General features: G+C 71.2%; 10 protein-coding genes. 3 read left to right on the top strand and 7 right to left on the bottom strand.

The window, feature by feature from the left end; all coding sequences use genetic code 11:
* Position 1: 1 nt before the first annotated feature.
* The 3 genes from NG1_RS13335 to NG1_RS13345 all read right to left on the bottom strand — a co-directional run bounded on the left by NG1_RS13335 (position 2) and on the right by NG1_RS13345 (position 7756).
* Positions 2-1783, bottom strand: coding sequence for a thiamine pyrophosphate-requiring protein (locus NG1_RS13335; RefSeq protein ID WP_062970619.1), 1782 nt, complete (start codon positions 1781-1783; stop codon positions 2-4).
* 70 nt (positions 1784-1853) lie between these two features.
* Positions 1854-6476: a cation-translocating P-type ATPase gene (locus tag NG1_RS13340; RefSeq protein ID WP_157114038.1), complete on the bottom strand. Its 4623-nt coding sequence runs from the start codon at positions 6474-6476 to the stop codon at positions 1854-1856.
* Between the two features lie 86 nt (positions 6477-6562).
* Positions 6563-7756 (bottom strand): alcohol dehydrogenase catalytic domain-containing protein, encoded by a 1194-nt coding sequence (locus NG1_RS13345; protein WP_062970624.1) that lies wholly within the window; start codon positions 7754-7756, stop codon positions 6563-6565.
* A 359-nt stretch (positions 7757-8115) separates the two neighbouring features.
* On the opposite strand from NG1_RS13345, the gene NG1_RS13350 reads away from it, so the two are divergent.
* Complete coding sequence (locus NG1_RS13350; protein ID WP_062970626.1) at positions 8116-9579, top strand: aminotransferase class I/II-fold pyridoxal phosphate-dependent enzyme; 1464 nt, start codon at positions 8116-8118, stop codon at positions 9577-9579.
* A gap of 34 nt (positions 9580-9613) precedes the next feature.
* Entirely contained in the window at positions 9614-10225 is a 612-nt protein-coding gene (locus NG1_RS13355; RefSeq protein ID WP_062970680.1) for a flavodoxin family protein, read from the top strand.
* 61 nt (positions 10226-10286) lie between these two features.
* On the opposite strand, the gene NG1_RS13360 is transcribed toward NG1_RS13355, so the two are convergent.
* Positions 10287-10787 carry a hemerythrin domain-containing protein gene (locus NG1_RS13360; protein ID WP_062970628.1) on the bottom strand — a complete coding sequence of 167 codons (501 nt, stop codon included), beginning with the start codon at positions 10785-10787 and terminating at the stop codon, positions 10287-10289.
* A gap of 135 nt (positions 10788-10922) precedes the next feature.
* Between NG1_RS13360 and NG1_RS13365 the strand changes: the two genes are divergently transcribed.
* Entirely contained in the window at positions 10923-11411 is a 489-nt protein-coding gene (locus NG1_RS13365; RefSeq protein WP_062970631.1) for a CinA family protein, read from the top strand.
* 7 nt (positions 11412-11418) lie between these two features.
* Here the strand turns inward: NG1_RS13365 and NG1_RS13370 are convergent, their stop codons facing one another.
* From NG1_RS13370 to NG1_RS13380, 3 genes are read right to left on the bottom strand one after another with little or no spacing between them, the layout of a single operon-like run.
* A complete protein-coding gene (locus NG1_RS13370; RefSeq protein ID WP_174315520.1) occupies positions 11419-11592 on the bottom strand; it encodes a CDGSH iron-sulfur domain-containing protein in 174 nt (57 codons plus the stop codon).
* A gap of 13 nt (positions 11593-11605) precedes the next feature.
* Positions 11606-12325 carry a HemK2/MTQ2 family protein methyltransferase gene (locus NG1_RS13375; RefSeq protein WP_309247338.1) on the bottom strand — a complete coding sequence of 240 codons (720 nt, stop codon included), beginning with the start codon at positions 12323-12325 and terminating at the stop codon, positions 11606-11608.
* Entirely contained in the window at positions 12291-13307 is a 1017-nt protein-coding gene (locus NG1_RS13380) for an iron-containing redox enzyme family protein (protein ID WP_062970635.1), read from the bottom strand. Before NG1_RS13380 ends, NG1_RS13375 begins: the two co-directional genes overlap by 35 nt.
* Positions 13308-13427: the final 120 nt, after the last annotated feature.

Raw genomic sequence — 13427 nt, forward strand, 5'->3', positions numbered from 1 at the left:
GCTACGGAATGAACTCCTGGACTTTGGTTTTCGCACCCTGCGCGATCAGATGCCAGGCGTCCGGGTCGCCGCGCAGCACGGCTTCGGCGGTGTCCTTCATCTGATCCCAGGTGGCGTGCGGCGGGATGGGCGGCACGTCGGGGTCGCAGTGCACGTCGAGCACCACCGGGCCGTCGGCGTGCAGGGCGCGGTCCCAGGCCGGCCCGAGCTCCTCGGGTGTCCGCACGGTGATGCCGGTCAGGCCCGCGCTGCGGGCGACTTCGGCGTAGGAGACGTCGGGAAGGGCCTGCGACTGCTCGAATTTCGGTGCGCCGCCCATGGCGCGCAGCTCCCAGGTGACCTGGTTGAGGTCGTTGTTGTGGAAGACGCAGACGATCAGGCGCGGATCGCTCCAGCGGGGGCGGTAGCGGGCGATGGTGAGCAGTTCGGCCATCCCGTTCATCTGCATGGCGCCGTCGCCGACCAGCGCGATCGCGGGCCGGTCGGGATGGGCGAACTTGGCACCGATGGCGTAGGGCACGCCCGGCCCCATGGTCGCCAGGGTGCCCGACAGCGATCCGCGCATCCGGCCGCGCAAGCGCAGGCAGCGGGCATACCAGTTGGTGGAGGACCCGGAATCCGCGGTGACGATGGCGTCGTCGGGAATGCGCTCGGACAGTTCCCACACCACCCGCATGGGGTTGACCGGGTGGGCGTCCAGCAGGGACTGGCGTTCGACGGTCTGCCACCAGCGGGCGACGTTCTTCTCGATCTTTTCCCGCCAGCCGCGGTCGTCCTTGCGCCGCACGAGCGGAATCAGTTCCGCCAACGTCGATCTCGCGTCGCCGACCAGGTTCACCTCGGTCGGGTACCGCATGCCGATCATGGTGCCGTCGATGTCGATCTGCACGGCGCGGGCCTGCCCGAACTCGGGCAGGAACTGACTGTAGGGGAAGTTCGATCCGACGATCAGCAGCGTGTCGCAGTCGCGCATGAGTTCGTAACTGGGCCTGCTGCCGAGCAATCCGATCGCTCCGGTGACGAAAGGCAGATCGTCGGGCAGGACGTCCTTGCCCAGCAGAGCCTTCGCCACGCCCGCGCCGGTGCGCTCGGCGAGTTCCACGACCTCCTCGGCGGCCGAACGGGCGCCCTGCCCGATCAGGATCGCGACCTTGGATCCGGCGTCGAGCACCTCCGCGGCGCGCCGGATGTCCTCGTGCGCGGGAATCACGCGCGCCGCAGCCTGTCCTGGCGGGCTCGACGGCACCTGCTTGAAGGCGTGCTGCGGCGGCTCGTAGGGCTGCTCCTGCAGGTCCGACGGCAGGATCACCGCGGTCGGGGCCCGCCGCGCGATGGCGACCCGGAAGGCGCGGTCCAGCGCGTTGGGCAATTGGGCGGCGACATTCACCTCGACCAAGTAGTCGGACGCGACGTCCTTGAACAGGTTCTGTAGATCGACTTCCTGCTGATAGCTGCCGCCCATCGCGCTGCGCGCGGTCTGCCCGACGATCGCCACCACCGGGACGTGATCGAGTTTCGCGTCGTACAAACCGTTGAGCAGATGAATCGCCCCCGGGCCCGAGGTCGCGGTGCACACGCCCACCTTGCCGCTGAATTTGGCGTATCCGGTGGCCTGGAACGCCGACATCTCCTCGTGGCGGGCTTGGATGAACGCCGGATCGTCGTCCGCGCGGCCGAAAGCGGCGATCAGGCCGTTGATCCCGTCGCCGGGATAACCGAAGACCTGCTGCACGCCCCACTCCCGCAGACGTTGTACGACGTAGTCACCGACCTGTCGTGCCATAGGGGTCCTCCTGTCCTGTGCCGGTGGCAGGGTCCGTCGCCAGGCGGGTACCCGGGCGGTGCGGCGCCAATCAGCGCGCCACCGGCGCCGGCGACTGCGGCTGGGGCAGCAACCGAGGAAGCAGCACGGCGGCGGCGGTGGCGGTCGTCGCGCAGGTGGTCGCGATCCCCCATCCGACGGGATCCAGCGGGCGGCAACCGAAATAGGTGCACAGCCCCGGCGTCATCACCACCGCGCCGAGCACCGCGCCGCTCGCCGCGGTGGTGAGCCACACCAGCGGGCTGCGGTAACCGGAGACCAGCGTCTGGCCGAGTTGGGTGCCGATCAGCGCGACCAGGCCGATGGTGGCGGCGCGCCGCTGCGTGCCGGTCACGCGGCCGAGGGTCCACGCGACCGACGCGCTGGTGGCCGTCGCCACACCGCGGACGCCGAGGGTGTGCAGCAGATCCGTGCCCAGGTGCGCACGCGGGAGTTCGGCCAGCCGTTCGGCCGCCCGCTCCGCCTGGGCCTTCGGGTCGTCGGTGTCGTCGGGATCGACCGCGTCCCCGTCCCGCGACAGGGCCAGCGCCATCGCCGGGAACATGTCGGTGAGCATGTTCACCAGCAGGAACTGCCGGGTGCCCAGCGGCGCTCGGCCGCTGACGGCGGTGCCGTACAGCGTGAAGGCCACTTCGCCCGCGTTGCCGCCGACCAGCACGCCGACCGCGTCGGTGACCCGCTGCCACATGCCGCGCCCTTCGACGAGGGCATGCAACAGCACCAGGGGGTCGGGGCGGGTGAGCACCATGTCGGCGGCATTGCGCGCGGCGATGGAACCCTGTGCGGCCAAACCGATTCCGACGTCGGCGGTGCGGATGGCGGCGGCGTCGTTGCTGCCGTCGCCGGTCATGCCGACGACGTGACCCGCGCGGCGCAGCGCCGCCACGATGCGCACCTTCTGTTCGGGATCGACGCGGGCGAAGACCGTGCCCTGTTCGATCAGCTCGGCTTGGGCGGTCTCGTCGAGGCGGTCGAGATCCGCGCCGGTCACGACCTCGCCCGCCTCGATGCCGAGCTGGCGGGCCACCGCCGCCGCGGTCACCGGGTGGTCACCGGTGATCATGCGCACGCTGATGCCGTTGCGTTGCAGCGCGGTGACCAGCGGCAGCGTTTGCGGGCGTGGGGCGTCGGCGAGGCCGAGGAATCCGAGCAGGGTGAGTTCCACGACCGCCGCCTCGACGTCGTCGGGTTCGGTGGCGAGGTCGCGCCGGGCCACCACCAGCACCCGCAGGCCCTGCTCGGCCAGGTCGCGCACCGCTCGTTCGGCGCGTTCGCGCATGCGCTCGTCGAAGGGGTGGTCGGTGTCGTTCATCCGCACCCTGGTGCAGCGCGACAGCACGACTTCGGGTGCGCCCTTCGCGATCAGCCGCAGTTTGCGGGCGGTGTGGCCGAGGGTGGCGGCGTATCCGCGGTTGGATTCGAACGGGATCTCCTCGATCGCATCCCAATGCCGGGCATCGTCACCGAGTATCTGCGCCGCGGCGTCGACGACGGCGCGGTCGGTGGCGTGCGCGATCGGTCCCTCGGCGGGATCGGGGCAGGCGCGGGCCGCGGCTCGCAGCAGACGGTGCGCGTCTTCGGAGCCCGCGTCCGGGGACCACTGGTCGTCGAGATCGGCGAGGGTGGTCAGGCGCAGCCGCCCCTCGGTGAGGGTGCCGGTCTTGTCGAAGCACAGGGTGTCCACCCGGCCGAGGGCCTCGACGGTGCGGCTGGCGCGCACCAGCACACCGTGCCGCGACAGCCTGCGGGCGGCGGCGAGCTGAGCGACCGTGGCCACCAGCGGCAGTCCTTCGGGGACCGCGGCGACCGCGACCGCGACACCGTCGGCGATGGCGGTGCGCAGGGGCCTGCCGCGCAGGATGCCCAGCCCGGTCACGACGCCGCCGCCGGTCAGGGTCAGCGGCAGGGCGCGGTCGGTCAAGCGGCGCAGCTGCGCCTGCACACCGGCCTTCTCGGGCGGGATGGCTCCGGCGGCGGCGCGGCCCGCCTGGGTGTCGTGGCCGACGGCCACGACGATCGCCCGCCCGGCGCCGTTCACCACGGTGCTGCCTTCGAAGACCATGCAGGCGCGGTCGGCCACCGACGTGCCCGGGGTGGCGGGAACCTGCTTGTCGACGGTGATCGACTCGCCGGTGAGGCCGGATTCGTCCATCTCGAGGTCGTCCGCGCGCAGCAGCCGCGCGTCGGCGGGGACCACGTCCCCGGCGCGCAGCACGATGACATCGCCCAGTGTCAGCAGGTTCGCGGGCACGCGGGTTTCGCGCGGTTCGCCCGCGTCGAGTTCGGCGCGCTCGATCACCCGGGCGGTGAGCTGCTCGCCTTCGAACAGCCGGTGCAACGCGCCCTCGGCGCGCTGCCGCTGCCAAGCGGACACCAGCGCGTTCACCGCGAGGACCGACGACAGCAGCACGGCGTCCGACGGGGCGCCGAGCACGGCGGTGGCGACCGCGCCGACACCGAGGATCGGGGTCAGCGGGTCGGCCAGTTCGCGGCGCAGCTGGCCCGCGAACGACGCCGCCGAGGTGAGCACGCGCACCCCGGGGATGCGGGCGGCGGTGTCCGGCTGGGCCCGTTCCCGCACCGGCCCGGGCTGCGGCAACCGGCTCAACACCTCGCCGGGTTCGAGGGCATGCCAGGGCAGCAACGGGGCGAGGGTGGCCGGTGGCTCGGTACGCGCGGTACGCCATCCGGTGTAGGCGCCGCTGAGCAGACCGGTGTAGTGGGCGGCGGTCATGGGCGAGGCCCGGCCCGCGCTGTCGGGGGCGACGGCCAGCAGCAGCCCGCCCAGCGCGGCCGCCGACAGCGCCAGCGAGCGGCCGCGTTCGCTCACCTGCCGGGCCGGGGCGATGGCGGCGAGGACGCGGTGCGCCTGTCCGAGGTCGCGGCAGACCGCGTCGGCGGTCCAGGGCATCTGGAGGGCGTTGCCTTCCCGCATAGCCAGACCGATTCCGACATCGGCGCAGGCCAGGGCTTTGTGGGCGCGGGGGCTCAGCACCGCGACGACGTGGCCGTCCTGTTGCAGCGTGCGCACCCGCTCGCTGAGCGAAGGGGACGGGGAGACGAATTCGTCGGCCATCGACCGCAGCTCGGCGGCGTCGGCGCCGGCGGCGAGGGTGACGCGCAGGCCCGCGCTGCGCGCCCGGCTCAGCAGCGCGTGTGCCCGCCGGTCGAGTTCGCGGCCGATCAGGACTCGACCGACCGGTTTGCCATTGTCGTGGAGTTCGCGCCACACGGGGCGGGGTGTGGCACCGTCGTCGGGTTTTCCGGTGGCCGGGTGCACCAGTGTGCGGTGGCCGCCGGACGACAGGTAGCGATCGGTGTCGTCCGGCTGCGCTTCGTTGTCCGCGGCTTCGCCGGCCTCCCGCTCCCACAGCAGGCGCTGGCCCGCGCTCCACACGTCGGCGACCGACCATCTCTGGTCGGTCGTTTCGGCGTCGAGTACCAAGCGGCGGGAGGTCAGCAGCGATTCTCCGTCGATGACCAGGGCGGACAATCGGTCGAGTCGCCGCCAGACCCGTGGGTGCAGCGTCAGCACGCCCGCGCGGCCGAGCACCGTCGAGACGAGGGCGCCGTAGGCCTCCCGGCTGGCCCGCGCCGCCTTGGGCGCGCCGAGTTCCAGCGCGTCGGCGGCGCCGAACAGGCCGCGGCCGCCGAGGACGGAGGTGACCGCACCCACCAGCGCGCCCGCCGCTGTTTCGTCGGCGACCCGCTCGATCGGACCCTGCGGCATCTCGACCACGCGGATGGACGGTGACAGCGGATCGCACACTTCCGCCGGACGGCGGTCGATCTCGGTCTCCCACTTGCGCCACTGCGCGTACCTGGTCATCGACTCGGTCAGGGTGAAGCCGCGATGCACCGCGTCGATCACCAGATTCGCCGTGCCCGCCGCCGCGCTGTTGCCCAGGGCGTTGCCGATGGCGTTGGCGGTGGTGAGCACCATGTCCGTGCGTGGACGGCCGAGCTGTTCCTCCAGCCGTTTGCGCAGCCGCGGCTGGGTGTCGACGAAGGCTGCCGCCGCGCGCAACATCCGGGCGGGCCCGCGCAACGGCAGCACCGCGCCAACCGCGGACAATCCGATCGCACCCACGTCGCCTGCGACCTGGATCGCGGCCGCGAGCAGTGGTTCCCGATCCCCTGGGTGCTCGCAGCCGCGGCTCCAGTCCAGGTCGCCGACCGCGGTGTCCGCCTCGACGGACTCGATGGCCGACACCAGGGCGGGCAGGTCGGCCGCGCCGTGCTCGAGCGCGGCGACGACGCGGCCGGTCACCGCGTTCACCCGCCACCAGCGCACATCGCGGCGGCGGTCCAGCGTCCGGTGCAGCGCCTGCGTGACGTCTCCGCTCTTACCGGAGTCCAGCCCGCGCACCTCGACGGTCGCCCGGTCCTCGTAGAGCGCCACGCGGCGGCGCGAACGCAGCGCGTGCGGATCGATCAGCGCCGCGAACTCGTCACGCAACTCCTCGTCGCTTCCCAGGTTCAGCAGCGACGCCCCCGCCCGCGCGCCCGCGGCCACCGCATGCACCGGCGCCTGGGCCGCTTTGGTTCCCAGATCGACGACCTTCTCCACGCCGGCGCGGGCCATCTCCGCCGCCACGGAGGTCGGCGCCTCGAGCCACCACGGTGAGACGACCCCGCGTAGTAAAAAGCTCATACCCGGCAGCTACCCAGGCAAAGACAGAGCAAACCGTCCGCGGCCGCGGCCGCGGTCTCGGACCTCGGCCGGGGCCGGTGCGCCGGTCAGTTCGTGGCGGTCGGGTCGAGCACCACCTTCACCGCACCGTCGGTCTTCTGCTGGAACATCGCGTAGCCCTCCGCCGCGCCGGTCAACGGCAGACGATGGGTGGCGAAGGTGTCCACGCCGAGCGGGTCGCCGTCGCTCAGCAGCGGCATGATGTCCTCGACCCACCGCTTGACGTTCGCCTGGCCCATCCGCACCTGGATCTGCTTGTCGAACAGCACCCGCATCGGCAACGGGTCGAGCATGCCGCCGTAGACGCCGATCACCGAGATCGTGCCACCGCGCCGGACGATGTCGATCGCGGAGTTCAGCGCCGCGAGCCGGTCCACGCCCGCGGTGTCCATCACCTTCTGGGCCACCAGATCCGGCAGGAACGCCGCCGAGCGCTGGGCTGCCGACGCGATCGGCGACCCGTGGGCCTCCATTCCCACCGCATCGATCACCGAGTCGGTGCCGCGGCCATCGGTCCAGCCGCGGACGATGTCGCCGACCGGCTCGTCGACGGCGCCGATGTCGATCACCTCCACACCGCGCGCGGCCGCCCGCGCCAGCCGTTCGGGCACCCGGTCGACACCGATGACGCGATAGCCGCGATGCGCCGCGACCCGGCAGGCCATGTCCCCGATCGGGCCGAGGCCGAGCACGGTCACCGACCCGCCGTCGGGCACCGCGGCGTATTCCACCGCCTGCCATGCGGTGGGCAGGACGTCCGACAGGTACAGGAAGCGGTCGTCGGCCGGTCCCTCGGGCACCTTGATATGGGTGGCGTCGGCATGCGGCACCCGCAGATACTCGGCCTGGCCGCCGGGCACCTGCCCGTAGAGCTTGGAGTAGCCGAACAGGGCCGCGCCGCAGCCGTATTTGCGGACCTGCGTCGTCTCGCACTGGGTGGGCAGGCCGGTGCGGCACATGTAGCAGGCGCCGCAGCTGATCTGGAACGGGATGACGACGCGATCCCCGCGGGCCAGGCCGGTGACGGCCGAGCCGGTCTCGACCACCCGTCCCATGGGTTCGTGGCCGAGGACGTCGCCGTTGCTCATGTACGCGCCGAGCACTTCGTACAGGTGCAGGTCGGATCCGCAGATTCCGCTGGAGGTGACCTCGATGATCGCGTCCGTGGGCGCCTCGATCCGCGGATCGGGCACCGTCTCCACGGCGACTTTGCGCCGCCCTTGCCAGGTCACTGCCTTCATCCGCGCGCTCCTCCGGTCGAAGTCGATACAGTCCCCGTCCTACCCGGACGCCCGTGCCCGAAACGACCGGCGACGGGTTCCCCCGAACGAACGCCGGTAGGCGCAGGACGCGACCGCATCGCCCGGCCCGGGAGTGCGCGACCGATATGGTTGCCGCACGCGAGGGGTACCTCGCCCGGACCTATGCCGGGCGGTGGTCGCCGTCGGGCGGCGGTCCGGCACCCCGACGGACACATCCCCTTGCGCGGCACGCGGATTCGGGACGCTGCCGGAGACCGCGGCGATGGGGGTGCGCGGGAGGCCATGAGCCGGCGGTGCGCCGGATGTGTGCCGCCGCAGATCCGGGGTAGGCGGTAGCCGTGGACCATACACGAGCTCCTCTCCTGGAAGCGCTTGCCGACTATCACCGGCTGGGCCGCTACGGCTTCACGCCGCCCGGGCATCGGCAAGGACGCGGAACCGACGAACGCGTGCTGGAGGTGATCGGCCGGGACGCCTTCGGCTCCGACGTGCTGGCCACCGCCGGGCTGGACGACCGGCTCTCGCGCGGCGGCTATCTCGCGCGGGCCGAAGCGCTGATGGCCGACGCGGTCCGGGCCGAAACGGCGTTCTTCTCCACCTGCGGCAGTTCCCTGTCGGTCAAGGCGGCCATGATGACGGTGGCGGGCGGCCACGACGGCGGCCTGCTCGTGGCACGCGACAGCCACAAGTCCGTCGTCGCCGGCCTCATCTTCTCCGGCGTCCAGCCGCACTGGATCACGCCGCGCTGGGACGCCGAGCACCACTTCGCGCACCCGCCCTCGCCGCAGCAGGTCCGCGAAGCGTGGGACGCGCACCCCGGCGCCGCGGGCGCGCTGATCGTGAGCCCGAGTCCCTACGGCACCTGCGCGGACATCGCGGGCATCGCCGAGGTCTGCCACGAGCGCGGCAAGCCCCTGATCGTCGACGAGGCCTGGGGCGCGCACCTGCCCTTCCACGAGGATCTGCCGACCTGGGCGATGGACGCGGGAGCGGATCTGTGCGTGGTCAGCGTGCACAAGATGGGCGCGGGCTTCGAACAGGGCTCGGTGTTCCACCTGCAAGGCGATCTCATCGACCCGATCCGGCTCAGCGAATGCGCCGACCTGCTGATGACCACCAGCCCGAACGTGCTGGTCTACGCCGCGCTCGACGGCTGGCGCAGGCAGATGGTCGAGCGCGGCCACGAACTGCTCGGCGACGCCCTGCGGGTCGCCGAAAAGGCCAGGCGGCAACTCGCCGAGCTACCGGGAATCGAGGTGCTCGAAGACGAACTGCTCGGCGCGGAAGCCTCGCACGACCTCGACCGGCTGCAGGTCCTGATGGACGTCTCCGGCACCGGGGCCAGCGGCTACCAAGCCGCGGACTGGTTGCGCGAGCACCGCCGCATCGACATGGGGTTGAGCGATCACCGCCGCCTGCTGGCCACGCTGTCGCTGGCCGACGACAAGGACACCGTCGACACCCTCGTCGACGGCATCGCCGCCTGGCGCGACCAGCTGACCGATCCCCAGCCGCCGCGCATCGACCTCCCCTCACCCGAGGACCTGCAGCTCGAGACCGTGATGCTGCCGCGCGACGCCTTCTTCGGCCCGGTGCAGACGGTGGACGCGCGCGACGCCATCGGCCGGATCGCCGCCGAGCAGCTCACGCCCTATCCGCCGGGCATCCCGGTGGTCGTGCCCGGGGAACGCATCGATGCCGCCGTCGTCGAATACCTGCGCACCGGGCTCGACGCGGGAATGAACGTGCCCGACGCCGCCGACTCCCGGCTGCGCACGATCCGGGTCGTCGCCCGCGACTGAACCGGAACACATGGTGAATCAGGAGGTTTCCTTCATGGCCGGACCGACCGCACTCGCGCTGGTGTGCACGCTGAAGAAGTCGCCCGCCGAATCCAGCAGCGACCTCATCGCCCGCCAGGTGCTCGACGAACTGGCCGGGCACGGCGTGCAGGGCACGGTGCTGCGCGTGGTGGACTACGACGTGCTGCCCGGCATCACCGCCGACGAGGGCCCCGGCGACCAGTGGCCCTCGATTCGCGAGCAGGTCGCGGCGGCCGACATCCTGGTGGTCTCGACCCCCACCTGGGTCGGGCACATGTCGTCGGTGGCGCAACGGGTGCTGGAGCGATTGGACGCCGAGCTGTCCGAGACCGACGACGCGGGCCGTCCGGCGATGGTGGGCAAGGTGGCCACGGTCGCGGTGGTCGGCAACGAGGACGGCGCGCACAAGATCGTCGCCGATCTGTTCCAAAGGCTCAACGACATCGGATTCACCATTCCGGCGCAGGGCTGCACGTACTGGAACGATCAGGCCATGGGCGGCACCGATTACCAGGATCTCGATTCGGTGCCCAAGGCGGTGGCCTCGGCCACCGCCGCGCTGGCCAGGAACGCCGCCCACCTGGCCCGGCTGCTGAGCGCGCAGCAGTACCCGCCCGCCGACTGAAGACCGAACGCCCACACGACGGCGCCGGCACCTCCCCCGAGGCGCCGGCGCCATTGTCTGTTCAGGCCAGCACGGCGTCCACGGTCTTCTTCAGCGCCGAGGGCTGGGCTGGCGAGGTCGGCGCCTTCTTCCTCAGTTCCTGCATCCGGGCCCCGATCTCCTGAAGCTGCTTGCGCCCCAGGCTTTCCCGCACCTTCGGGAACCACTCGTTCTCTTCCTCGTCGATGTGGTGGTCGACGTTCTCGATCAGCACGGTGGTCTTGGCGGTGAAGTGCTCGTCGTCGGGCTTCATCGTCGACAGCTCGGTGACCAGCACGTCGGCGACGTGATGCTCCTCGTAGGACTCCAGGATGTCGTCCTCGAGCTCCGGAACGAGTTTGCGGACCTCGGGGTACATGCACTCGTTCTCGAGATACGTGTGCACCGTGAGCGCCTCGATGATCTTCTTCACCACCTTGCCCTTGGTCTGCGTGGCGTCCTCACCCGCCTTCTCGAACTCGCGGAACAGTTTCCGGATCGCCTTGTGGTCATCGCGCAGCAGCACGATCGCGTCGGTCGTCATCGCTTTCTCCTTGCGTCAAGGGCCGGTTCTCTGCCGACATTCCCGGCGCCGCCGCACCGAAACCGGGTGGCTGCCGTGCGGTCGGACACGGGCCCGCCCGTATGGTGAGCCGCAGACAGCGCAGAAAGGACGCAGATGCCACAGGCGGACGAGAACGCACACGAGCTGGCCGAATCGGCGCAGCAGTCGGAGATCACCGTGGCGGTCGCCGAATCGCTCACCTCCGGCCGGCTTTCTGCCACGCTGGGTGCGGCGCCGAACTCGTCGGAATGGTTCCGCGGCGGCCTCGTGGCCTACAGCACGGAGGTCAAGCGCACCGTCCTGGGTGTGCCCGACGTGCCGGTGGTCTCACAGACGGCGGCCGAAGCGATGGCCACCGGAGTCCGCGGCTTGCTGCAAGCGGCTGTCTCCGTAGCGGTCACCGGCGCAGGCGGCCCGGACCCGCAGGACGGTCAGCCACCGGGCTCGGTCTGGTTCGCGATCGCCACCGAGCACGGCGTGCGCGCGTGGCACCGTCAGTTCGACGGCGAACCGGTGGAGGTGGTCGAGCAGACCGTCGCCTGCGCCACCGAATCACTGCTCGACACCGTCCGCTCGCTGGGTTCGGCCGCTTCCCCGGCGTGACCCGCGGTCACGACGAACGGCGATGCCTGCGGTGGCTGGTGTCGCAGAACGGATAGTTCTTCGAGCGCTTGCACAGGCACAGCGCCACCAGGAACCGGTCGGAGCGCACCGTCCGCCCGTCCGCGGTGACGAACTCCACCGGGCCCTCGATCAGTGCGGGACCGTCGGCGGTGAGCGTCACTCGCCGACACTGCTCATTGTCGGATGCGGTCGGCACGGATCACCACCAGATCTTCCATTCGCTGACCGGGCCCGATCAGCCCGGCCGATTCCAGCCACTGCGCGCGCCGGCGCAGCACGGGCCCGAACGGCACGGTCGCCCGTGCCACGATCGCGGCCTTGAGTTCTCGCTCCCGCAGTTGCGCCAACGTCGAATCCGGATCGCTCAGCGCCGAATGCACGATCAACGCTACCCCCCGCGGTTTCAGCAGAGTGGGCAGCGCCGCGCACAACTGGTCGAGGATCGCCCTGCCCCCGGCCCCGGCGTCCCACGCCCGGGCGACGCCGCGGCTGTCGGTGCCCTCGGGCGCGGGGACGTAGGGCGGATTGGCCAGTACCAGATCGAAACTGCGCCCGCCGAGGACCGCGGCGAAATCACCGCGCAACACCTCCGCGTCGATGCCGCGCAGCCGGCAGTTCAACCACGCGGACACGACGGCGGAACGGGACACGTCCACCGCCGTCACCCGCGCGGCGCCCGTGTACGCGGCGGCGACGGCCAAGGCGCCCGTTCCGGTACACACGTCCACCGCGTGCCCGCCGCGCGGAACGCCCGCTTCGGCCAGAGCACGCACGAGCAACCAGGTGTCCAGCTGCGGCGAATAGACGCCGGGAGGTCGAATCAACATCACATTCGGCGGATAGCCCGCCGAGCGCTGCTTAATCGTCCGCGCCGCCACGTCCGCGCCCGCCATCGCGCAACGATCCGCGACCGGCGCGCCAGGACTCCAGCACATGATCAGCGAATCGGTCCTCCAGCAGATTCGTCACCTGGATACCGAACGCCACCGACTCGGTCAGCTCGGGTTCCCGCCGCAGCAGGTCGCCGATCACCCCGGTGCGCATGATCTGCTCGTGCACCGCGTCGGCTTCGACGTGCTCACGGTAGAACAGCCCGCACGCCGGATCGGCGCCCAAGCGCTCCAGCGCCTGCACCAACCGCTGAGCGCCGGGCGGGGAGGTGATCTCCACCGTGGCGAAATGGCCCACCAGCGCGCCCCGCCACGACCGGTGCAGCCCGAACAGCGACATCATGTTCACCAGCGCGAGCATCGGCGCGGGAACCGCGTCCAGATAATGCAGATAGTCCGGGTTCAGGCCGGCGCCGGCCAGCAGGTCGGCGTACAGCTGCGCGTGCACGCGCTCGCCGCGCCCGGCCCCGAACTCGTCGAACTCGACCGCCACCAGCGACGCCTTGGCTTGACCGCGCAGCCGGGGAATCACCCATGCGTACGGATCGGCCTCTTTGTGGTGATAGATCGAACGGTGCACGAAGTACTCGCGCATCTGCCACCACTCGCCCTCGTCGCGCAGGAAACGGCTCACTCCGTCCGGGTCGGCCGGGGTGACCAGCAACTGGTCGAGTTCCGCGTCGAGATCCCCGCCGCCGGGCACGTCCTCGCGCAGCGCCCGCAGGAACCGCTGCTCCAGCGCGGCGCGCAGACCCAGCAGGCCCGGATCCCATTCCCATCCCGCGTCCACCGCCGGGAAACCGTGATAGTGCAGCTCGTAGCAGGTGTGCAGAGCCAGGTGCAGGTCTTCGCCGTACGGATCCGCCGGACCCGGCTCCGGCACCGAGCCACCCGGTTCGCCGCGCAGCAGCTGCACCACCGCTTCCGACAGCTCGCCACGCGGGCGGGGCAGTTCCTGCTTCGGGGCGCCTGACATGACCGTCATACCGGTCGCTTACCCCGGTGCGGCGCTGTTATCGCCGCATCGCGCGGAAAAGTACGCACCGTGGCCGTCCCGCGCCGCCGCTGCGGCGCGGGCACCTCAGGCCACCGATCGAGGAACTTT

The organism is Nocardia gamkensis NBRC 108242 (genome assembly GCF_001612985.1).
In the GTDB taxonomy this organism is placed as follows: domain Bacteria; phylum Actinomycetota; class Actinomycetes; order Mycobacteriales; family Mycobacteriaceae; genus Nocardia; species Nocardia gamkensis.

Coding starts and splice junctions, on each gene's coding strand:
- NG1_RS13335 (WP_062970619.1), bottom strand. CDS start 1,783: ATGGCACGACAGGTCGGTGACTACGTCGTACAACGTCTGCGGGAGTGG.
- NG1_RS13340 (WP_157114038.1), bottom strand. CDS start 6,476: ATGAGCTTTTTACTACGCGGGGTCGTCTCACCGTGGTGGCTCGAGGCG.
- NG1_RS13345 (WP_062970624.1), bottom strand. CDS start 7,756: ATGAAGGCAGTGACCTGGCAAGGGCGGCGCAAAGTCGCCGTGGAGACG.
- NG1_RS13355 (WP_062970680.1), top strand. CDS start 9,614: ATGGCCGGACCGACCGCACTCGCGCTGGTGTGCACGCTGAAGAAGTCG.
- NG1_RS13360 (WP_062970628.1), bottom strand. CDS start 10,787: ATGACGACCGACGCGATCGTGCTGCTGCGCGATGACCACAAGGCGATC.
- NG1_RS13365 (WP_062970631.1), top strand. CDS start 10,923: ATGCCACAGGCGGACGAGAACGCACACGAGCTGGCCGAATCGGCGCAG.
- NG1_RS13375 (WP_309247338.1), bottom strand. CDS start 12,325: ATGGCGGGCGCGGACGTGGCGGCGCGGACGATTAAGCAGCGCTCGGCG.
- NG1_RS13380 (WP_062970635.1), bottom strand. CDS start 13,307: ATGACGGTCATGTCAGGCGCCCCGAAGCAGGAACTGCCCCGCCCGCGT.